Here is a 20,669-nt window from a genome sequence, read left to right as displayed (position 1 = left end):
GATCTTTCCGATCCGATTTCCTCGGTGCTTTCCAGGTTCCCGCTTCCGCGTTTCCCTTTCCGGCGCTTCCGACTCTATCAGACCCTTTCGGTGTCCGATTCCCGTCGGTGGGCTTTGTCTGCGGGCTTTCGGCTTTCGCCTCCGGCCTTTCGACATCCACTACTTTAGCCGAATCCCTAGGCGACTCATAATCGAGTCCCGCGAGTTCGAATTCGGACGCGCGGGCGCGTCGGAATCGACCCCGCCGAGGGGGCGTAGCTGAGTGGAGGTTTGGCCGCTCCGGCTGCAGGCGATCGCCGTACCCGGTTCAGCGGCTCGGGCCACATTACGCAACTTGGCGGGCCGCGTCAACTACGTCGCCGCTTCGGCACGTGAGCCCGGTAGGGGCTCACCGTCGGGTCGTCCGCCACCCAGTAACGCCAGGGGTGCAGCTCCCCGTTCCCGCCCTCGCCGGCGACCCCGGTGCGAGGTCCGCTGCGTACCCGGTCGGCGGGGACGGGCGCGCCGGCCAGGATCCTCAGCGGTGTCTCTCCCGGGGCGCACGCGTCCGTGCCGTCCAGGGCGCGGTCGACCTCCAGGGCGGTGGCGAGCCGGGCCGGGCCCTTGGCCAGCTCCCGGTCGGCACGGGCCGAGGGGCGTCGCTTGCGGGCCGACTCGATGCCCTCGACGACCTCGCCCGCGCGGAGCAGGACCGCGCAGGCGCGCCCCTCGGGGCCGCAGACGAGGTTCATGCAGTGCCACATGCCGTAGGTGAAGTAGACGTACACGTGTCCGGGCGGGCCGAACATCACCGCGTTGCGCGGGGTGCGGCCGCGGTAGGCGTGGGAGCCGGGATCGTTCGCGCCGTCGTACGCCTCCACCTCGGTGAGGCGGAGGGCGATCGGGCCGTCGGGTGTCGTCCGGACCAGGATGCGGCCGAGGAGATCCGGTGCGACCTCCAACACCGGGCGGTCGAAGAAGTCGCGGGGCAGTGGCGTACGGTCCGGGGGCGCGATCATGCTTTCCGAGGGTAGCCCAGACGGAGCACCGCACCGGCGGAACCGGCCGGCGCCGGATCGCGTTCGTAGGGGTCGAGGTCCGTTCGTAAAGGGAGAGTCATGGCGTTCAAGAAGCTGCTCGCGAGCCTGGGGGCCGGCGGTGCCTCGGTCGAGACGGTGCTGACCGAGGCCAACGTCGTACCCGGTGGCGTCGTCCAGGGTGAGGTGCGGATCCAGGGCGGGTCCGTGAACCAGGCGATCGAGGGGCTGTCCGTCGGTCTCCAGGCCAAGGTCGAGGTGGAGAGCGGCGACCATGAGTACAAGCAGGACATCGAGTTCACCAAGGTGCGGCTCGGGGGTGCCTTCGAGCTGGAGGCGGGGGCCGTGCACGCGGTGCCGTTCGGGCTGGAGATCCCCTGGGAGACGCCCGTCACGATGATCGACGGGCAGTCGCTGCGCGGGATGCACATCGGGGTGAGCACCGAACTGGCGATCGCGCGGGCCGTGGACTCCGGCGACCTGGACCCGATCAACGTGCACCCGCTGCCGGCGCAGAAGGCGATCCTGGACGCCTTCATCCAGCTTGGCTTCCGGTTCAAGTCCGCCGACATGGAGCGGGGCCACATCCGGGGGACGCGGCAGAAGCTGCCGTTCTACCAGGAGATCGAGTTCTTCCCGCCGTCGCAGTACCGGGGGCTGAACCAGGTGGAGCTGAGCTTCGTCGCGGACGAGTACGCGATGGACGTCGTGCTGGAGATGGACAAGAAGCCGGGTCTGTTCAGCGAGGGCTCGGACACCTTCCGGTCCTTCCAGGTGGGTCTGGGCGACTGGCAGGGGACCGACTGGGCGGCCTACCTCAACCAGTGGCTGTCCGAGGTCGGCAGCAGGCGCAACTGGTTCTAGGCTCGGACCTGCTGATTCCAGTCATCGACCAGGAGGGTACCGAGGTGACCGAGCTGAAGCGGCGGCCGCTCCCCCACGACTTCCATCCGCCCGTGCCGTCGTTCACGGTGACGAGCGAGGACGTCCAGGAGGGTGCGACGCTGAAGGGCGCCCAGGTCCAGGCGGAGGGGAACACCTCGCCGCAGCTGCGCTGGGAGGGGTTCCCGCCGGAGACCAAGAGCTTCGCCGTGACCTGCTACGACCCCGACGCGCCGACGGGCAGCGGGTTCTGGCACTGGGTGCTGTTCGACATCCCGGCCTCGGTGACGGAGCTGCCGGCGGGTGCGGGCGGCGGACGGTTCGAGGGGCTGCCCGAGGGCGCCGTCCACGCACGCAACGACTACGGGACGAGGGACTTCGGCGGTGCCGCTCCGCCGCCCGGGGACGACCCGCACCGGTACGTCTTCACGGTGTACGCGGTGGACCAGGAGAAGCTGGGCCCGGACGCGGACGCCTCACCGGCCGTCGTCGGGTTCAACCTGCGGTTCCACACGCTGGCGCGCGCCCAGCTCGTCGGGGAGTACGAGAACCCCGCCGAGGGCTGAGCGCACCGCCTCGGCGCGGCCCGGCGTTCATGGAAGATTTGCCCGTCTCCGGTCTTGGAAGTGATCGGAGGCGGGCAGTTTTATTGCGTTGTCCATCTCGGCGTGCCCGTCCAGAGTTGGTCCGAGCCCGCCGGGGGGTGGGCCGGGTGCGCACGGGAGGTGGGCCGGATGCGTGACACGCTGGTGCTGAACGCGAGCTTCGAGCCGCTGTCGACGGTGACGGTGAACCGGGCCGTCGTCCTGGTGCTCCAGGACAAGGCCGTGGTCGAGCAGGCCCACTCCGAACTGCGCATGCGGGGTGCGGACGTGGACATACCCGCGCCCCGGGTGATCCGGCTGTGCCGGTACGTACGGGTGCCGTTCCGAAGACGAGCGCCGTGGTCGCGGCGGGGTGTGCTGGTCCGGGACCGGCACCGGTGCGCGTACTGCGGGCGCCGGGCGACCACCGTGGACCACGTGCTGCCGCGGTCGCGGGGCGGGCGGGACACGTGGCTGAACACGGTGGCCGCGTGCGCGGAGGACAACCACCGCAAGGCGAACCGGACTCCGGAGGAGGCCGGGATGGTGCTGCTGCGGGAGCCGTTCGAGCCGACGCCGGCGGACGCGATGCTCCTGGCCCTGGGACAGGACGACTTCGAGGCGCTTCCCGACTGGCTCGGTCGGGACGCCGCTTAAAGGCGTCCCGGGCGGTGCCGCGGACGGGAGCCGCCCCCCTCGACGGGGCGCGGCGGTCCCGCTCCGCGGCGGGCCGGTCGACGGGCTCAGTCGATGCTGGGCTTCTCGCGGCGTTCGGTGGCCGTGCCGGTGTTCTGCGGCGGGACGGAGGCGCCGCCGTTGCCCGGGCCGCCGCCGAAGGGGCCGAAGTTGCCCATGGCGCCGGAGAGGCCCTTGAGGGCGTCGCCGATCTCGCTGGGCACGATCCAGAGCTTGTTGGCGTCACCCTCGGCGATCTTGGGGAGCATCTGGAGGTACTGGTAGGACAGGAGCTTCTGGTCCGGGTCGCCGGCGTGGATGGCCTCGAAGACCGTGCGGACGGCCTGGGCCTCGCCCTCCGCGCGCAGGGCGGCCGCCTTGGCCTCGCCCTCCGCGCGCAGGATCTGGGACTGCTTCTCGCCCTCCGCGGTGAGGATGGCGGCCTGGCGGGTGCCTTCGGCGGTGAGGATGGCGGCGCGCTTGTCACGGTCGGCGCGCATCTGCTTCTCCATCGAGTCCTGGATGGAGGTGGGCGGTTCGATGGCCTTCAGCTCGACGCGGTTGACGCGGATGCCCCACTTGCCGGTGGCCTCGTCGAGGACGCCGCGCAGCGCCGCGTTGATCTCCTCGCGGGAGGTCAGGGTGCGCTCCAGGTCCATGCCGCCGATGATGTTGCGCAGCGTGGTGACGGTGAGCTGCTCGATCGCCTGGATGTAGCTGGCGACCTCGTAGGTGGCGGCCCGGGCGTCGGTGACCTGGTAGTAGATGACCGTGTCGATGTTCACGACCAGGTTGTCCTGGGTGATGACCGGCTGGGGCGGGAACGGGACGACCTGTTCACGCAGGTCGATGCGGTTGCGGACGGTGTCTATGAACGGGACCACGATGTTGAGGCCCGCGTTCAGCGTCCGCGTGTAGCGGCCGAAGCGCTCGACGATGGCGGCGCTGGCCTGTGGGATGACCTGGATCGTCTTGATCAGGGCGATGAAGACCAACACCACCAGGATGATCAATACGATGATGACCGGTTCCAACGTCGCTCCCCGTACCCTTCTCCGCTTCGGCGCCTTCGGCAGATCTCATGACTGTTGAGGATCTTGCTGGTCGAGTCTGACAGACCGTCGCACGACTCGTGAGTGGTTCTCGGTGAGTTGTCCTCAGATGACGACCGCGGTGGCTCCTTCGATGTCCACCACGTCCACCTCCTGGCCGACTTCGTAGGCGCGGGCGGTGTCGAGCGCGCGGGCCGACCAGATCTCCCCGGCGAGCTTGATGCGGCCGCCGGAGCCGTCGACCCGCTCGGTGACGACGGCCTGACGGCCTTTCAGCGCGTCGATGCCGGTGGCGAGTTGGGGGCGTTGCCTGCTGTGCCGGGCCGCGATGGGGCGCACGACCGCGATGAGGGCGACGGAGACGGCGACGAAGGTGAGGACCTGGACGACCGCGTCGAAGCCGAGGGCGGAGACGACCGCCGCCGCGACGGCACCCACCGCGAGCATGCCGAACTCGGGCATGGCGGTGACGACCAGCGGGATTCCGAGCGCCGCCGCGCCGACGAGCCACCACACCCATGCGCCGATGTCGTTCACATGGTCATGGTAGGACCGCGGCCGGGCGGCGGACAGGGCGCGAACGGGAGCGGAACCGGGTTGAGGACGGGTCAGGACAGGGGAAGGCCCTGAGCGGTCCAGCGGTCGCCGATCTGCTCCACGACAAGCGGAAGGCCGAAGCAGAGGGAGAGGTTGCGGGAGGACAGTTCCAGCTCGATCGGGCCGGCGGCGAGGACCTTGCCCTGGCGGATCATGAGGACGTGGGTGAAGCCGGGGGCGATCTCCTCGACGTGGTGCGTGACCATGATCATCGAGGGGGCGATGGGGTCGCGGGCGAGCCGGCCGAGCCGGCGCACGAGGTCCTCGCGGCCACCGAGGTCGAGGCCGGCGGCGGGCTCGTCGAGCAGGAGCAGCTCGGGGTCGGTCATCAGGGCGCGGGCGATCAGGGTGCGCTTGCGCTCGCCCTCGGAGAGGGTGCCGAACCGGCGGTCCAGGTAGTCGCTCATGCCGAGGCGGTCGAGGAAGGCGCGGGCGCGCTGCTCGTCGACGGCCTCGTACTCCTCCTGCCAGCCGGCGGTCATGCCGTAGGCGGCGGTGAGGACCGTCTGGAGGACCGTCTGGCGCTTGGGGAGCTTCTCCGCCATGGCGATGCCGGCCATGCCGATGCGGGGGCGGAGCTCGAAGACGTCGGTGCCGGGACTGCCGAGGGTCTCGCCGAGGATGGTGGCGGTGCCCTTGCTGGGGTAGAGGTAGCTGGAGGCGACGTTGAGGAGGGTGGTCTTGCCGGCGCCGTTGGGACCGAGGATGACCCAGCGCTCGCCCTCCTTCACCGACCAGGAGACCTGGTCCACCAGAGCCCGGCCCTCCCGGACCACGGATACGTCCTGAAGCTCCAGAACATCGCTCATGAGCGTGTTGTCTCCCCTTGCAGTGTCGCCGGTCTCGGCTGTCGCGTACGCCTGTGGCACGGGTCCGCCGCGCCCGTGGGCGCAGCCCATATGAAATCTACGCCACGAGCGTCCCGGACCATTCCATCGGTCCGGTCCTTAGGGTGGGGGCATGCTCACGGAACCGCGTTCAGGACGCCTCGCCGCTTGGGGAAACGCTCTTCTGGCCGGACTCGTCTCTCCGGACGACGCCGTGCTCGCCGTCGTGGGCGGGGACGCGGTGCACCGGGTGGAGGGGCTGCCCGGTGAGACGGGGCCGGTGGGGCTGACGCTGGCGCTGGGACGGCTGCGCGCGCTGGGGGTGGCCGGGCTGCGGGTGGCGCTGCCCGCGCCGGGGCACCCGCTGGGGCTGAGCGGGCCCGTGGAGTTCAACGCGCGGGCGCTGGAGGCCGGGGAGGCGGTGGTCTGCCACGGCGGGGCGTGCGGGCTGGTGCCCGAGGTGTCCGAGGCCGGGCCCGAGGGCGATGTGCACGTGGAGGTGGTGTGGCGCGTGCTGCCGGTGCGGGAGGCGCCGCCCGCGGACGTGCCGTCGCTGGGCGAGGCCGAGCGCGAGCTGGCGGAGGCGTTGCGGGAGGCGACCGAGGTGCTGTCCGGGCTGGACGTCGCCGGGTCGGGGCCGGTGGCGGAGGCGGCGATCGGCGCGTACCGGGCGCGGGCCGAGCGCGGCCGGGAGGTGCTGGCGCCGGGATATCCGCCGCGCGCGGTGCGGGTGCTGGAGCTGGCGCAGCGGGTGGGGCTGCTGGTGTCGCTGGCGTACGACCACGGGCACGGGGGCGCGGTCAGCTCCGCCGAGATGACGGCGCGTGCCGAGGCGCTCCGGCCGGTGGAGCGGACGGCTCGGCGGGCGCAGGTGGCGGCGTACAACGCGGTCGTGGAGGAGCGGGAGCGCGGGGTGCGCTGAGCGCGGCGCGTGATCGGCTCGGGGTGGCGGACCTCCGGAGAGGGCCGCGGGCGAGGTCGCGGGGCGGGGGTCAGCCGGCCATGCCGTGGCGCACGGCCCACAGCGCGGCCTGGGTGCGGTCGGAGAGGTCGAGCTTCATGAGGATGTTGGAGACGTGCGTCTTGACGGTCTTCTCGGACAGGACGAGGGCGCGGGCTATCTCACGGTTGGAGCGGCCGTCGGCGATCAGGCCGAGCACCTCGCGCTCCCGCTCGGTCAGCGTGCCGCCCCTGCCGTTTCCGGTGCCGGCCTCTTCCTGGGAGAGCAGGGCGTCGGCGACCTCCGGCTGGAGCAGGACGTGGCCGGCGTGCACGGAGCGGATGGCGCCGGCGAGGGCGTCGGGGTCCACGTCCTTGTAGAGGTATCCGGCGGCGCCCGCGCGCAGTGCCGGGACGACCGTGCGCTGCTCGGTGAAGCTGGTGACGACGAGCACGCGCGCGGGGTTGTCGAGGTCGCGCAGCCGGCGCAGGGCCTCGATGCCGTCCGTACCGGGCATCTTGACGTCCATCAGGACGACGTCGGGCCGCAGCTCCTCGGCGCGGGCGACGCCCTCGGCGCCGTCGGCGGCCTCTCCGACGACCTCGATGTCGTCCTGGACCTCCAGGAAGGTGCGCAGGCCCCGGCGGACGACCTGGTGGTCGTCGACGAGGAGCACCTTGATCGGTTCACCCACCGGGTACCTCCATCTCGATCGTGGTGCCCTTCCCGGGCGCCGACTCCACGGTCAGCGTGCCGCCGGCCCCGCTCGCCCGGTCCCGCATCGACACGAGCCCGAGGTGGCGTCCGGCACGGCGGACCGCCGTCGGGTCGAAGCCGCCGCCGTCGTCGGTGACGCGCAGCACGGCTCCGCGGCCGCACCGGCGCACGCTCACGTCGACGTGGGCGGCGCCGGAGTGGCGCAGGGCGTTGTGCAGGGCTTCCTGGGCGACGCGGAGCAGGGCCTCCTCCTGCGCGGCGGGCAGGGCGCGCACGCCGTCTCCGGTGAACGTCACGCGCGCGGTGTGGGCGCGGTCGAGGACCTGGATCTGGGTGCGCAGGGTGGCGATTAGGCCGTCCTCGTCCAGTGCGGCGGGGCGCAGCTCGACGACCGCGGCGCGCAGCTCGTCGGCGGCCTCGGCGGCCAGGGCCGCGACCTGGTGCAGTTCCTCCTTGGCGCGGGCCGGGTCGCGGTCGACGAGCGCGGCGGCGGCCTGGGCGGTCAGCCGCAGGGAGAAGAGTTTCTGGCTGACCGCGTCGTGCAGCTCGTGGGCGAGCCGGGAGCGTTCCTCGGCGATGGTGAGTTCGCGGCTGCGCTCGTAGAGGCGGGCGTTGGTCAGGGCGATCGCGGCGTGCTGGGCGAGGATGCCGAGCAGTTCCTCGTCCTCCTCGGTGAAGCCGCACCCGCCCTCGGCGCGGGGACCGCGGTGGGGCTCCCCGGCGGCGCACAGTTTGTTGGCGAGGAACAGCGCGCCGATGACCTCGTCGCCGTCACGGATGGGCAGGCCCAGGAAGTCGGCGAGGTCGGGGTGGGCGGGCGGCCAGCCCTCGAAGCGGGGGTCCTCGCGCACGTCGGCGAGGCGCTCGGTCCTCGCCTCGCGGAGCATCGCGGCGAGGATGCCGTGCTGGCGCGGGAGCGGGCCGATGGCGCGCCACTGCTCGTCGCTGACGCCGTCCACGACGAACTGGGCGAAGCCCCCGTGGTCGTCGGGGACGCCCAGGGCGGCGTACTCGGCGTCGAGCAGTTCGCGGGCGGAGGCGACGATCGTCTTGAGGACGTCGCGCACCTCCAGGTGCCTGCTCATGGCCAGCAGCGCGGAGCTCACCGCGTCGAGGCCGGACCGGGGGCCTTTGGTCATGGGCTCACGGTACCGGCGGGCGGCACCGACGCGGATCGGTCCGCCGCCGCCGGCGCCCGGTCCGCCCGACCTAGGCCGGTCGGCGTAGGCCACCGGCCCGGGGCGCCGGAACACCGTCCAGGTTCTCGGTCAGTCAGTACGGGGGGCGGCTTCTCGGTCAGTACGGGCCGGCGCGGCCGTTCGGCGGCGTGCGGGCGACGGGAGGACGGGGCGTCGCGGTCGACGGCGGCCGTACCGGCCGTGGAGCGGGTCGCCGGGGCCGCACGGATGTGGGGGCGTCGCGGTGGACGGCGGCCGTAGGGGCGTGAAGCCCGCCGCGGACCGCACGGGATGGGGCGCGCATGGAGGCGGGCGGACGGAGGGCGAGGCATCGCGGGTGCGCGGCAGCTGTACGGGCCGCGGGGACGGACGGCGGGCGGGGGCGTCGCGGTGGACGGCGGCCGTACGGACGGCGGAGCCGGGCAGATGTGAGGCGTCGGGGTGGGCGACGGTCGTTCGGGCCGTGAAGCCCGCCGCGGACCGCACGAGATGGTGTGCGGAGGCGGGCACGGAGGGCGAGGCATCGCGGGTGGGCGGCAGCCTACGGGCCCTGGAACCGACCGCAGGGCCGCACGGGGTGGCCGCGGGCGCGGGCGTGGATGGAGAGCGGGCGGGCGTCACGGTACGCAGAGGCGTACGGCCGTGGACCCGACCGCAGGGCCGCACGGCGGGGTGCGCGGGCGCAGACGAAGGGCGAGGTGTCCGGTGGACGGCGGCCGTACTGGCCATGGAGCCGCTGCGGGCCGCACGGGTTGGCGCGTGGGCGGGCGAAGGGCGAGGCGTCGCCGCTGGGGCGGTGCCGGCCAGCAGCTGGGCAGCGGCCCGGTGGTCCTGTGTGCGCTGCGTCCAGCAGCGCCCGGGGCGACACGGCGCCGGGCAGGCAGTGGCTCAGGGCAGCCGTACGGGTCGTAGAGCCGGACGCCGGGCCGCAGGGGGTTGGTGCGCGGGCGGGCGGAGGGTGAGATATCGCCGTGGGTGGCGGCCGTGCGGGCGGGGTGGCGGATGGGGTGGTGAGGGGCGGGAAGCGGGGTAGGCGTGGTGCCGGGGTGCTGACCGGGCCGAGCCTCACCCATAGCGTTGCGGCGGCAACGCATCGTGAGAGTGCGTCGAGCGGGGTGTGAGCCCGCACATAGGGCCTGCATCACGTACGAACGGGCATAGGAGACGAACCGGCCCGCATGAACGGGACAGACGGCCCTGTCTGTCCTATTTTGCCCCTCCCTGATCCACTACCCGGCATCGTACGTCACACCTTTGCCTGGGAATTTTGCGCCAGCTAAGAATTGCTTCGTCGCTCAGCGCCGCGGGTTCCGCCCGCGGCGTTCGTGCGGGAGGAGCCGATTCCCCCGGCGGACGCAGAGCGGCCTCCGCGCTATCGAAGAGGTCCATCAGCCATGCCCAAGAACATCCTCGGCCGTGTTCGCAGTCGTGCCCTGACGAAGCAGCACCGGATCGCCCTTTCCGGCGTCGCCGCGCTCGGTACCGCCGCCCTCGCCTTCTCGGCCGTCCCCGGCAACACCGGGACCGTCACCACCGGCGCCCCCGCCATCACCGCGCAGGTCGCGGCCGGCACCTCCCTGAAGAACGTGCCGGGCACGCTCACCGACCAGCTGGCCGGCACGAACGTCAAGCTCGACACGTACGCGGCACAGAAGAAGGCCGTGGACGCGGCCGCCGCGAAGAAGGCCGCCGACGCCGCCGCGCAGAAGAAGGCGGCCGACGCCGCCGCGCAGAAGAGGGCCGCCGAGGCCGCCGCCGCCCGCAAGGCCGCGCGCCAGCACGCCGCCCGCCCGGCCGCCGACCGTTCCGCGCAGCGCCCGCAGATGCAGCCGGTCGCCGCGAAGACGTACGCCAACAACCTCGACGGCTGGATCCGGCAGGCCCTGGACATCATGCACAGCAAGGGCATCCCCGGCTCCTACAACGGACTGCACCGCAACATCCTGCGGGAGTCCTCCGGCAACCCCTACGCGATCAACGACTGGGACGTCAACGCCGTCAACGGCATCCCGTCCAAGGGCCTGCTCCAGGTCATCCCGCCGACCTTCACCGCGTACCACGTGTCCGGCACCTCCTGGAACATCTACGACCCGGTCGCCAACATCACCGCCGCCGCCAACTACGCGGCGGACAAGTACGGCTCGATCGACAACGTCAACAGCGCGTACTGAGGGCCGGCGCGGACCCTCGGTGACGACGCCGAAGGGCGGCACCCCCACTGCTGGGGGCGCCGCCCTTCGGTGTCCCCCGGCGCGGGCCGCTCGCGGCGCGTCCGGGGAGCGGTTACTTGCGCATGACCTCCGGCTCGTGGCGGCGCAGGAAGCGGGCCACGAAGAAACCGCAGGCCACGCCGAGCGCGATCAGCGCGACCATGTCCATGCCCCAGGCCGCGGCCGTGTGGTCCCACAGCGGGTCGGTGCTGCCCGGGTCGTCGGTGTTGGGCGCGATGTTGTTGAGGTCCAGGGTCGTACCGGCGGCGGCCACCGCCCAGCGCGACGGCATCAGGTACGAGAACTCGTTGACGCCGAGCGTGCCGTGCAGCGCGAACAGGCAGCCGGTAAAGACGACCTGGATGATCGCGAACATGACGAGCAGCGGCATCGTCTTCTCGGCGGTCTTCACCAGCGAGGAGATCACCAGGCCGACCATCATCGAGGTGAAGCCCAGCGCCATGATCGGCAGGCACAGCTCCAGCAGCGTCGAACCGCCGAGGACGAGACCCTTCGCGGGGATCTCCCGGCTGGCGAAGCCGATCACGCCGACCATCAGGCCCTGGAGCACGGTGACCGCGCCCAGCACGACCACCTTCGACATCAGGTACGCCGAGCGGGACAGACCCGTCGCGCGTTCCCGCTCGTAGATCACCCGTTCCTTGATCAGCTCACGGACCGAGTTCGCGGCGCCCGCGAAGCACGCGCCGACGGCGAGGATCAGCAGGACGGTGGTGGCGGTGCCGTTCGGGACGTGCGTGCCGGTCCTCGGGTTGATCGCCTCGTTGACCAGCAGGCCCCGGCTGTGGTCGATCAGCAGGCTGACCGCGCCGAGCACGGCGGGCAGGATCACCGTCAGTGCCAGGAAGCCCTTGTCGGAGGCGATCACCGACACGTAGCGCCGGATCAGGGTCATCAGCTGCGAGCCCCAGCCCTGCGGCTTGGGCGGCCTGATGGCCTGGGGCACCGGCACCGGCGCGGACTGCGGGGCGACCGAGTCGAGGTCCGCCGCGTACATCTGGTAGTGCTGCGAGCCCTTCCAGCGGCCCGCCCAGTCGTAGTCGCGGTAGTTCTCGAAGGCGGAGAAGACGTCGGCCCAACTGTCGTAGCCGAAGAAGTTCAGCGCCTCCTCCGGCGGACCGAAGTAGGCGACCGCACCGCCCGGCGCCATGACCAGCAGCTTGTCGCACAGCGCCAGCTCGGCCACGGAGTGGGTGACGACGAGGACCGTGCGGCCGTCGTCGGCGAGGCCGCGCAGCAGCTGCATGACGTCCCGGTCCATGCCCGGGTCGAGGCCGGAGGTCGGCTCGTCCAGGAAGATCAGCGACGGCTTGGTGAGCAGCTCCAGGGCCACCGACACCCGCTTGCGCTGGCCACCGGAGAGCGAGGTGACCTTCTTGTCCTTGTGGATGTCGAGCTTCAGCTCGCGCAGCACCTCGTCGATGCGGGCGTTGCGCTCCTGCGCGGTGGTGTCGGCCGGGAAACGCAGCTTGGCCGCGTACTTCAGGGCCTTCCTGACGGTCAGCTCCTTGTGCAGGATGTCGTCCTGCGGGACCAGACCGATGCGCTGGCGCAGCTCGGCGAACTGCTTGTACAGGTTCCGGTTGTCGTAGAGGACCTCGCCCTGGTTGGCGGGCCGGTAACCGGTGAGCGCCTTGAGCAGGGTCGACTTGCCGGAGCCGGACGGGCCGATCACCGCGACCAGCGACTTCTCCGGGACGCCGAAGGAGACGTCCTTCAGGATCTGCTTGCCGCCGTCGACCGTCACGGTCAGGTGGCGCGCGGAGAAGGACACCGCACCGGTGTCGACGAACTCCTCGAGGCGGTCGCCGACGATCCGGAAGGCCGAGTGGCCGACACCGACGATGTCGGTCGGGCCGAGCAGCGCGCTGCCGCCCTTGGCGATCGGCTGGCCGTTGACGTAGGTGCCGTTGTGCGAGCCCAGGTCGCGGATCTCGAGGCGGCCGTCGGGCGTGGCGTGGAACTCCGCGTGGTTGCGGGAGACCTGGAGGTCGGAGACGACGAGGTCGTTCTCCAGGGCGCGGCCGATGCGCATCACGCGGCCGAGGGAGAACTGGTGGAACGTGGTCGGGCTGCGGTCGCCGTGGACCGGCGGCGCCCCCGCGCCACCACCGGGCGTCTTCTGCGCGTACTGCTCGGCGGGACCGCCCTGCTGCTGCGGGAACGCGGGCGCCTGCTGCCACTCCGGCCCGGCGGCCTGCGCGTGCGCGTGCGCCTGGTGCGGGACGGACGGCTGGTGCGCGGGCGCCTGGTGCTGCTCGGGCTGCGGGTGCGCGGGCACCTGGTGCGGGTCGGGCTGCGGGTGCGCCGGGGCCTGCTGGGGCCGGCCGGCCGCGCCGGCCGACGCGTAGGGCGCGGGCTGCCGGTCCGGGTCGCCGGCCGGCGCGGCGGCCCCGGACAGCGTCAGCCGCGGCCCGTCGGTCGCGTTGCCCAGGTGCAGCGACGCGCCGGGGCCGATCTCCATGTGCTGGATCCGCCGGCCCTGCACGAACGTGCCGTTGGTGCTGCCGTGGTCCTCGACGGTCCAGCCGCGTCCGTCGAAGCTGACCGTGGCGTGCCGCCAGGACACCCTGGCGTCGTCGAAGACGATGTCTCCCTGCGGATCACGTCCGAGGGTGTAGGTCCTGGACGGATCGAGCGTCCAGGTACGTCCGTTTGTTTCGAGTACGAGTTCCGGCACTCCATGCCCCACTGAGTTGTCCCCCGAATTGCCCCCGTCGCGGGGAGTCTAGGGATGTCGAACATCGTGGGGCACTATTTCAGGCTCGGCCCCCTGACCGAAATCCGGGCCTTGCCAAGGGCCCGGCGCGCGCTCCCGCTCTCCTCGCCGGGGCGCCGGTCCCCAGGTGACGGGCGTGGGCGGCCCCCGGGGCACCCGGTGTCGGGGACGCTCCCCGCGTCGGGTTCGCGCCGCCGCCTGTGGGCGGGACCGAGGCCCCGCCGCCGTCGTGGTCCTCCCTGCGGCCGCGCGCCCGGCCGGAGTTGTCACCGCACCGGCCGAACTCCCCGCGCACGGAGCCCCGGTGACGTCGGCCGCGGCCGTGGTTCCGGCGCTGTTCCCGGTCGAGCCGGTGTCGCCGGTCGTGGCCGTCCGACGGGAGGAGGGGCTCCTCCCCCGCCGCCCCGCGGAGCCCCGCCCTCGCCCGGATCTGCCGTCCCGGTAGGGCCGTGGGATGCTCGTGGGGAGGCCGTGTCCGTCAGGCGGACCGGGGCGGCGGGAGGCACTGCGTGCCGGATACGGTGGTGGACACCATGAGCGCTTCGCAGATCCCCGCTTCGCAGACCCCCGAGGTGCCCACTCTCCTCGTCAAGATATTCGGCAAGGACAGGCCGGGCATCACCGCCGGCCTCTTCGACACCCTTGCCGCCTACCTCGTCGACGTGGTCGACATCGAGCAGGTCGTCACCCGGGGCCGCCTGGTGCTGTGCGCGCTGGTGACGCAGCCGCCGGCCGGTCTGGAGGGCGACCTGCGGGCCACCGTGCACAGCTGGGCCGAGTCGATGAAGATGCAGGCGGAGATCCTCTCCGGGCACGGCGACAACCGCCCGCGTGGCCTCGGGCGCTCCCTGGTGACCGTCCTCGGTCATCCGCTGACGGCCGAGTCGACGGCCGCGATCGCCGCCCGGATCGCCAAGGCCGGGGGCAACATCGACCGCATCTTCCGGCTCGCCAAGTACCCGGTCACGGCGGTGGAGTTCGCGGTGTCCGGTGTGGAGACCGAACCGCTGCGCACGGCCCTGGTCTCCGACGCGGCGGCGCTGGGCGTCGACATAGCGGTCGTCTCCGCGGGCCTGCACCGGCGGGCCCAGCGGCTGGTGGTCATGGACGTGGACTCGACCCTGATCCAGGACGAGGTCATCGAGCTGTTCGCGGCGCACGCGGGCTGCGAGGACCGGGTCGCCGAGGTGACGGCGGCGGCGATGCGCGGGGAGCTGGACTTCGAGCAGTCGCTGCACGCGCGCGTGGCCCTGCTGGAGGGGCTGGACGCGTCGGTGGTGGAGAAGGTCCGCGCCGAGGTCCGGCTGACGCCGGGGGCGCGCACCCTGATCCGCACCCTGAAGCGGCTCGGCTACCAGGTCGGCGTGGTCTCCGGCGGCTTCACCCAGGTCACCGACGACCTGAGGGAACGGCTCGGGCTGGACTTCGCGCAGGCCAACACGCTGGAGATCGTCGACGGGAAGCTTACCGGGCGGGTCGTCGGCGAGATCGTGGACCGGGCGGGCAAGGCGCGACTGCTGCGCCGGTTCGCCGCGGAGGCCGGGGTCCCGCTGTCGCAGACCGTGGCGATCGGTGACGGCGCCAACGACCTGGACATGCTGAACGCGGCGGGGCTGGGCGTGGCCTTCAACGCCAAGCCGGTGGTGCGCGAGGCCGCGCACACGGCGGTGAACTTCCCCTTCCTCGACACGGTCCTGTACCTCCTCGGCATCACCCGCGACGAGGTCGAGGCGGCCGACACCCACGACGAGAGCTGACCCCCCGCTCCCCGCAGGACCCGGCCGGGAGCGACCGGCCGCCCGGGAGCGCCCGCCCGAGGGTCCGGCGGCCGGTGCGGTGCCGGGCCCTTCGGCGCACGGGCCTGCGGCGCACCGGCCGGCCGGTGGTCAGCGGCCGGGCGGGCGACCGGGAGGGGTCACTCGGAGGGGGCCCAGTAGTCCGTGAGGGTCGCCACGCCCGGCTCCACGCTCTTCCAGGGGCCGTCGAAGGCCAGCAGGGCGAACGCGGCGGCGGGAAAGCCCCGGCGGTTCATCCGCTCGCGGGCGTCGCCCCCGGCCGAGCCGGCCAGGATCTCGGCGAGGCCGTGGACGCCCGGGTTGTGACCGATCAGGATCACGTTCCGCACGTCGTCCGGGATCTCGTTGAGCACGGCGATCAGCTCGCCGGGCGAGGCGTCGTACACCCGCTCCTCGTAGACCGTTCTGGGCCGGTGCGACAGCTCGTGGACGGCGAGCTTCCAGGTCTCGCGGGTCCGGGTCGCCGTGGAGCACAGGGCCAGATCGAAGGTGATGCCGGTATCGGCCAGCCTGCGTCCGGCGACCGGGGCGTCCTGGCGGCCCCGCTCGGCGAGCGGGCGCTCGTGGTCCAAGACGTCGGGCCAGTCGGCCTTCGCGTGCCGGAAGAGGGCGATCCTGCGGGAGTCTGCGGCGCTCATGGAATCCAGCTTCGCATGAAACAGGCCACCCGGCTCAGGGAGTTGACATGCGGTTTCACCGGGTGGGCCGGTCAGCGGGCGAGGAGCCGGTGGGCGTGCTCCAGGAGCCGCGCCGTGGCCGGGGCACCGCCGGCCGCGTGGGCGTCCGACGGGTTCACTATCAGCGCCAGCAGGGCGAGGAACGCGAGGGCGGGCAGGGCCAGCGCCCACCAGGGCAGCCTGGTGTCGACGCCCCCTGGGCCGGCCGGGTGGGGCCGGGGGTGGGTGCGGGTCGGCATGATCGCCTCCGTGGTACCTCGAGCGGGTCCGTCACCTCCGGGTGCGGTCACCACTCGAAGCTACGGAATCCGGGGCCGCCGGCCCATCCGGAATCCCACCCAGTTCACCCTGACCCTGGCCCCCTAGGGGATGGGGGTGCCAGCCCCACCCTCCGGTCGTGCGGAGGCGGCTCGCGCGGGCCGGCGGGGCCGGTGTCAGGGTGAGGCGATGATCGCGATGATGGCGATGATCACGAAGATGGCGAAGAACGAGCCGAAGACGAGCAGCATCTTCTTCTGGCCGTTCTGCGGGTTCGGGTCGAGCACAGGCTGCATGCGCCCAGTCTCGCACCCCGCGCCCCGGATCCGGGCGTCGGGGCACCCGGACGGGTGGGTCAGCGCGCCGCCTCGTCCTCGACCGTCCGGTCGCGGCCCGCGAGGAAGCCCACCACCATCTGCGGCACCATGAGGCCCGCCATGAGGGCGATCGGCAGGCCCCAGCCGCCGCTGTGCTGGTAGAGCACGCCGACCAGCAGGGGGCCGGGGATGGATATCAGGTAGCCGGTGCTCTGGGCGAACGCGGACAGCTGGGCCACGCCCGCGCCGCTGCGGGCCCGCATCCCGACCATCGTCAGTGCCAGCGGGAAGGCGCAGTTGGAGACGCCGAGGAGCACCGCCCAGGCCCAGGCGCCGCCGGCCGGGGCGAGGTACAGCCCGGCGTAGCCGGCGAGCCCGCAGACGCCCAGGAGCAGCACGATCGGTCCCTGGTGGGGCAGCCGGCCGGCGACGCGCGGGATGACGAAGGCCAGCGGCACGCCCATCACCATGGTGACGGCGAGGAGCACGCCCGCGGTGCCGGCCGGGACACCGGCGTCCCGGAAGATCTGCGGCATCCAGCCCATGGTGATGTAGGCGGCCGTGGCCTGGAGGCCGAAGAAGACGGCGAGGGCCCAGGCGGTGCGGCTGCGGGAGATCCGCAGCGGGGCGGTCCGCACCGGCTCCGGCGGCGTCTCGCGGCGTGCCACGGCCGGGGCCGGGCCGTGGTCGCGCAGGAGCGGCAGCCAGGGCAGCACGGCGACGGCGGCGATGGTCGCCCACACGGCGAGCCCGGGCCGCCAGCCGCCGCCGAGGGCGCCGGTCAGGGGCACGGTGACCGCGGCGGCGAGGGAGGTGCCGAGGGCGAGGGCCATCGAGTACAGGCCGGTCATGGAGCCGACACGGTCGGGGAACCAGCGCTTGACGATGACCGGCATGAGGACGTTGCTGACGGCGATGCCCATCAGGGCGAGGGCGCTACCGGCCAGGAAGCCGACGGTGCCCCCGGCGTAGGGGCGCACGAGCAGGCCGGCGGTGATGGCGGCCATGCCGGCGCACACCACGGCGGCGGGTCCGAACCGGCGGGCCAGGCGCGGGGCGGCGACACCGAAGACGGCGAAGCACAGCGGGGGCACGGAGGTGAGCAGGCCGGCCACGCCGCCGCTCATGCCGAGACCGTCTCGGACCTCCTCCAGGAGCGCGCCGAGGCTGGTGATGGCCGGGCGGAGGTTGAGCGCGGAGAGCACGATACCGACGACGACCAGCCGGACCGCCCACGCGCGTGTGGGGGGCGCGCCGGGTGCCGCCGCGTGCGGGGAGGCCTCGGCGGCCGTGCCGTGTTCCGTCGGGGACATCGCCGTACGGGTGTCCGCTGTCCGCGTTTCCTCACTCACCATGGGGACATCATAGAATCATGGGATGATTGGTTGTCCATCCCCGGGCCGTCCCCGTCCCGGCCTCGCGTGGGAAGGTGTGCCATGCCCTTGAGCCACCCCCGTCGTTCGGCGCTGTCCGAGCAGGTCATCGCGGAACTGCGGAACCAGATCACCTCCGGCGAGTGGCCGGTCGGCTCGCGCATCCCGACGGAGACGGAACTGGTCGAGCAGCTCGGGGTCGCGCGCAACACCGTCCGCGAGGCCGTCCGCGCGCTGGCGCACAACGGTCTGCTGGATATCCGGCAGGGCTCGGGCACGTACGTCGCGGCGACGAGCGAGCTGGCCGGCGTGATGCACCGCCGGTTCGCGGGGGCCGACCCCCGGCACATCGCCGAGCTGCGTTCCACGCTGGAGTCGGCCGCCGCGAAGCTGGCCGCCGAACGGCGCACCGAGAAGGACCTCAAGCAGCTTGACGGGCTGCTGGCGCGGCGCGAGGAGGCCTGGGAGACCGGCGACACGGAGGCCTTCGTGACCGCGGACGCCACGTTCCACCTGGCCGTGGTGGCGGCCTCCCACAACGACGTCATGACCGCGATGTACGCCGACCTGGGCGAGGTGCTGCGGGACTGGCTGCGCGCCGACGTCGGCGCGGAGCTGACGCCCGGCACCCACATGGACCACACGCGGCTGCTGGACGCCATCCGCACGGGGGACGCGGAGTCGGCGGCGACGGAGGCCGCGAGCTACCCGTTCCTGTGCCGGCCGGACCGGTTCACCGCGCCTTCTGGTGGCTGATCCAGACGGTACCGACCTCCTTCCAGCACCGGCCGGTCAGCCGTACGGTCAGGGCGGGCCCGGCGTCCACGGGGGCGCTGTCGGTGTCGATGTCCCACCAGCGGGCGCACTCGATGTGCAGCCGCACGCGGTCGGTGTCGACGTAGGGGTTGTGGCAGTAGGCCACCACGCGGGAGCCGTGGACGGACGTGCGGCAGGAGGAGCCGAACCGGCTCGGCGCGGGCGGTTTCCCGTCGCTCACGCGCGCGTGCGGCAGCGCGTCGTACGGCAGGGACAGGACGAGGGCCAGGGCCACGGTCACCGGGGCGAAACTGCGGGACAGGCGCACAAGGGAACCTCCTCGGCCGGGCTGCGGAGGGACCTGCGGGGGACGGCGTAGTCCAGGGTGCGCCGCCGCGTCCGGGGCGGCCCCACGGGTGGGCCGAACGGGTGACGCCCCGCTGCCCGCCGGTGACGGCGGGCGACGGGGCGTCGGTGGGTGCGCCGCGGGTCAGGCGCCGATGGCGTGCAGGCCGCCGTCGACGTGGATGATCTCGCCCGTGGTCTTCGGGAACCAGTCGCTCAGCAGGGCGACGACACCGCGGCCGGCCGGCTCCGGGTCGTTCAGGTCCCACTCCAGCGGCGAGCGGGTGTCCCACACGGCGGCCAGGTCGCTGAAGCCCGGGATGGACTTGGCGGCCATGGAACCGATCGGGCCCGCCGAGACGAGGTTGCAGCGGATGTTCTGCTTGCCGAGGTCGCGCGCCATGTAGCGGCTGGTGGCCTCCAGGGCGGCCTTGGCCGGGCCCATCCAGTCGTACTGCGGCCAGGCGTACTGCGCGTCGAAGGTGAGACCGACGACCGAGCCGCCGTTCTGCATCAGCGGCAGGCAGGCCATGGTCAGCGACTTCAGCGAGAACGCCGAGACGTGCATGGCGGTGGCGACCGACTCGAACGGCGTGTTGAGGAAGTTGCCGCCGAGCGCGTCCTGCGGGGCGAAGCCGATGGAGTGCACGATGCCGTCGAGGCCGCCCAGCTCCTCGCCGACGACGTCGGCCAGGCGCGCGAGGTGCTCCTCGTTCGTCACGTCCAGCTCGATGACCTTGGCGGGCTTCGGCAGCTTCCTGGCGATGCGCTCGGTCAGCGTCGGCCGCGGGAACGCGGTCAGGATGATCTCGGCGCCCTGCTCCTGGGCGAGCCGGGCGACGTGGAAGGCGATGGAGGACTCCATCAGCACACCCGTGACCAGGATGCGCTTGCCCTCGAGAATTCCGCTCATGGTGATCAGTGACCCATTCCCAGTCCGCCGTCAACGGGAATGACGGCTCCAGTGATGTACGAGGCGTCGTCCGAGGCGAGGAACCGCACCGTCGCGGCGATCTCCTCCGGCTGCGCGTAACGGCCGAGCGGCACCTGCGAGACGATCTTCTCGCGCTGCTCGTCGGAGAGCGCCTTCGTCATGTCGGTGTCGACGAAGCCGGGCGCGACGACGTTGAAGGTGAGGTTGCGCGAGCCCAGCTCCCGGGCGAGGGAACGCGCGAAGCCGACCAGGGCGGCCTTGGAGGCGGCGTAGTTCGCCTGGCCCGCCGAACCGAGGAGACCGACCACGGAGGAGATCAGGACGACCCGGCCCTTCTTGGCGCGCAGCATGCCGCGGTTGGCGCGCTTGACGACGCGGAAGGTGCCGGTGAGGTTGGTGTCGATGACCGAGGTGAAGTCCTCCTCGGACATGCGCATCAGCAGCTGGTCCTTGGTGACACCGGCGTTGGCGACGAGGACCTCGACCGGGCCGTGCTGGTCCTCGATCTCCTTGTAGGCCTGCTCCACCTGCTCCGGGTCGGTGATGTCGCACCTCACGGCCAGGCAGCCCAGTTCCGTCAGGGCGGCGGGCGGCTCACCCGAGCGGTACGTGATGGCGACCTTGTCGCCGGCGTCGGCGAACGCGCGGGCGATGGCGAGGCCGATGCCCCGGTTGCCTCCGGTGACGAGAACCGAGCGGCTCAACGGATCACCCTTTCGATAGCGGTCTCATGCGGTCGGACAAACCGCCCGGACACCTGGATGACAGGCGGCTTCACCAGAAACCTATCGGTCC

At 72.4% G+C, this 20,669-nt stretch carries 21 protein-coding genes; 7 read left to right on the top strand and 14 right to left on the bottom strand.

Annotated features, from left to right (window positions below; genetic code table 11):
- Positions 1 to 347: 347 nt before the first annotated feature.
- Positions 348 to 998, bottom strand: coding sequence for a DNA-3-methyladenine glycosylase (locus ACIQVT_RS33600; protein WP_403763132.1), 651 nt, complete (start codon positions 996 to 998; stop codon positions 348 to 350).
- 99 nt (positions 999 to 1,097) lie between these two features.
- Here ACIQVT_RS33600 and ACIQVT_RS33595 point away from each other — a divergent pair, with 99 nt between their 5' ends.
- From ACIQVT_RS33595 to ACIQVT_RS33585, 3 genes are all read left to right on the top strand, one after another.
- Complete coding sequence (locus tag ACIQVT_RS33595; RefSeq protein ID WP_403763129.1) at positions 1,098 to 1,880, top strand: sporulation protein; 783 nt, start codon at positions 1,098 to 1,100, stop codon at positions 1,878 to 1,880.
- Positions 1,881 to 1,924: 44 nt separating this feature from the next.
- Positions 1,925 to 2,464, top strand: a complete 540-nt coding sequence (locus ACIQVT_RS33590) for a YbhB/YbcL family Raf kinase inhibitor-like protein (protein WP_403763126.1) — start codon at positions 1,925 to 1,927, stop codon at positions 2,462 to 2,464.
- A 168-nt stretch (positions 2,465 to 2,632) separates the two neighbouring features.
- Positions 2,633 to 3,139, top strand: a complete 507-nt coding sequence (locus ACIQVT_RS33585) for an HNH endonuclease (protein WP_403763123.1) — start codon at positions 2,633 to 2,635, stop codon at positions 3,137 to 3,139.
- 86 nt (positions 3,140 to 3,225) lie between these two features.
- Here the strand turns inward: ACIQVT_RS33585 and ACIQVT_RS33580 are convergent, their stop codons facing one another.
- The 3 genes from ACIQVT_RS33580 to ACIQVT_RS33570 form a co-directional block, all read right to left on the bottom strand.
- Positions 3,226 to 4,191, bottom strand: coding sequence for an SPFH domain-containing protein (locus ACIQVT_RS33580; protein ID WP_403763120.1), 966 nt, complete (start codon positions 4,189 to 4,191; stop codon positions 3,226 to 3,228).
- Positions 4,192 to 4,314: 123 nt separating this feature from the next.
- Positions 4,315 to 4,746 (bottom strand): NfeD family protein, encoded by a 432-nt coding sequence (locus tag ACIQVT_RS33575; protein WP_403763117.1) that lies wholly within the window; start codon positions 4,744 to 4,746, stop codon positions 4,315 to 4,317.
- Between the two features lie 71 nt (positions 4,747 to 4,817).
- A complete protein-coding gene (locus tag ACIQVT_RS33570; protein WP_403763114.1) occupies positions 4,818 to 5,615 on the bottom strand; it encodes an ABC transporter ATP-binding protein in 798 nt (265 codons plus the stop codon).
- A gap of 151 nt (positions 5,616 to 5,766) precedes the next feature.
- Between ACIQVT_RS33570 and ACIQVT_RS33565 the strand changes: the two genes are divergently transcribed.
- Positions 5,767 to 6,555, top strand: a complete 789-nt coding sequence (locus tag ACIQVT_RS33565; protein ID WP_403763111.1) for a hypothetical protein — start codon at positions 5,767 to 5,769, stop codon at positions 6,553 to 6,555.
- Positions 6,556 to 6,625: 70 nt separating this feature from the next.
- On the opposite strand, the gene ACIQVT_RS33560 is transcribed toward ACIQVT_RS33565, so the two are convergent.
- Both ACIQVT_RS33560 and ACIQVT_RS33555 read right to left on the bottom strand, forming a co-directional pair.
- Positions 6,626 to 7,267, bottom strand: coding sequence for a response regulator (locus tag ACIQVT_RS33560; RefSeq protein WP_403763108.1), 642 nt, complete (start codon positions 7,265 to 7,267; stop codon positions 6,626 to 6,628).
- Positions 7,260 to 8,429 (bottom strand): GAF domain-containing sensor histidine kinase, encoded by a 1,170-nt coding sequence (locus ACIQVT_RS33555; RefSeq protein ID WP_403763105.1) that lies wholly within the window; start codon positions 8,427 to 8,429, stop codon positions 7,260 to 7,262. Before ACIQVT_RS33555 ends, ACIQVT_RS33560 begins: the two co-directional genes overlap by 8 nt.
- Before the next feature lie 1,433 nt (positions 8,430 to 9,862).
- Here ACIQVT_RS33555 and ACIQVT_RS33550 point away from each other — a divergent pair.
- Positions 9,863 to 10,639 (top strand): transglycosylase SLT domain-containing protein, encoded by a 777-nt coding sequence (locus ACIQVT_RS33550; protein ID WP_403763102.1) that lies wholly within the window; start codon positions 9,863 to 9,865, stop codon positions 10,637 to 10,639.
- 112 nt (positions 10,640 to 10,751) lie between these two features.
- Here ACIQVT_RS33550 and ACIQVT_RS33545 read toward each other — a convergent pair whose 3' ends face one another.
- Positions 10,752 to 13,379 carry an FHA domain-containing protein gene (locus ACIQVT_RS33545; protein ID WP_403763099.1) on the bottom strand — a complete coding sequence of 876 codons (2,628 nt, stop codon included), beginning with the start codon at positions 13,377 to 13,379 and terminating at the stop codon, positions 10,752 to 10,754.
- A gap of 572 nt (positions 13,380 to 13,951) precedes the next feature.
- Between ACIQVT_RS33545 and serB the strand changes: the two genes are divergently transcribed.
- On the top strand, positions 13,952 to 15,175 hold the full coding sequence (gene serB, locus ACIQVT_RS33540) for a phosphoserine phosphatase SerB (RefSeq protein ID WP_403763096.1): 1,224 nt from the start codon (positions 13,952 to 13,954) through the stop codon (positions 15,173 to 15,175).
- Positions 15,176 to 15,333: 158 nt separating this feature from the next.
- On the opposite strand, the gene ACIQVT_RS33535 is transcribed toward serB, so the two are convergent.
- From ACIQVT_RS33535 to ACIQVT_RS33520, 4 genes are all read right to left on the bottom strand, one after another.
- The gene (locus tag ACIQVT_RS33535) at positions 15,334 to 15,852 is read right to left on the bottom strand and encodes a SixA phosphatase family protein (protein WP_403763093.1); all 519 of its coding nucleotides are present in this window, start codon (positions 15,850 to 15,852) and stop codon (positions 15,334 to 15,336) included.
- Positions 15,853 to 15,923: 71 nt separating this feature from the next.
- Positions 15,924 to 16,130, bottom strand: coding sequence for a hypothetical protein (locus ACIQVT_RS33530; RefSeq protein WP_403763090.1), 207 nt, complete (start codon positions 16,128 to 16,130; stop codon positions 15,924 to 15,926).
- Between the two features lie 195 nt (positions 16,131 to 16,325).
- Positions 16,326 to 16,445, bottom strand: a complete 120-nt coding sequence (locus ACIQVT_RS33525) for an SGM_5486 family transporter-associated protein (protein ID WP_276209447.1) — start codon at positions 16,443 to 16,445, stop codon at positions 16,326 to 16,328.
- A gap of 59 nt (positions 16,446 to 16,504) precedes the next feature.
- Complete coding sequence (locus tag ACIQVT_RS33520; RefSeq protein WP_403763147.1) at positions 16,505 to 17,779, bottom strand: CynX/NimT family MFS transporter; 1,275 nt, start codon at positions 17,777 to 17,779, stop codon at positions 16,505 to 16,507.
- Positions 17,780 to 17,902: 123 nt separating this feature from the next.
- Here ACIQVT_RS33520 and ACIQVT_RS33515 point away from each other — a divergent pair, with 123 nt between their 5' ends.
- Positions 17,903 to 18,595 (top strand): FadR/GntR family transcriptional regulator, encoded by a 693-nt coding sequence (locus ACIQVT_RS33515; protein WP_403763086.1) that lies wholly within the window; start codon positions 17,903 to 17,905, stop codon positions 18,593 to 18,595.
- Here the strand turns inward: ACIQVT_RS33515 and ACIQVT_RS33510 are convergent.
- The 3 genes from ACIQVT_RS33510 to fabG all read right to left on the bottom strand — a co-directional run bounded on the left by ACIQVT_RS33510 (position 18,573) and on the right by fabG (position 20,578).
- On the bottom strand, positions 18,573 to 18,923 hold the full coding sequence (locus ACIQVT_RS33510; RefSeq protein WP_403763083.1) for a hypothetical protein: 351 nt from the start codon (positions 18,921 to 18,923) through the stop codon (positions 18,573 to 18,575). The genes ACIQVT_RS33515 and ACIQVT_RS33510 overlap by 23 nt on opposite strands.
- A gap of 162 nt (positions 18,924 to 19,085) precedes the next feature.
- Positions 19,086 to 19,853 (bottom strand): enoyl-ACP reductase FabI, encoded by a 768-nt coding sequence (gene fabI, locus ACIQVT_RS33505; protein WP_403763080.1) that lies wholly within the window; start codon positions 19,851 to 19,853, stop codon positions 19,086 to 19,088.
- Between the two features lie 5 nt (positions 19,854 to 19,858).
- Complete coding sequence (gene fabG / locus ACIQVT_RS33500) at positions 19,859 to 20,578, bottom strand: 3-oxoacyl-[acyl-carrier-protein] reductase (protein ID WP_403763077.1); 720 nt, start codon at positions 20,576 to 20,578, stop codon at positions 19,859 to 19,861.
- Positions 20,579 to 20,669: the final 91 nt, after the last annotated feature.

The organism is Streptomyces sp. NPDC100445, assembly GCF_044759735.1.
GTDB lineage: Bacteria > Actinomycetota > Actinomycetes > Streptomycetales > Streptomycetaceae > Streptomyces.
Note: the sequence above shows the minus strand (reverse complement) of the source record. Positions and strands in the feature narration are given on the sequence as shown.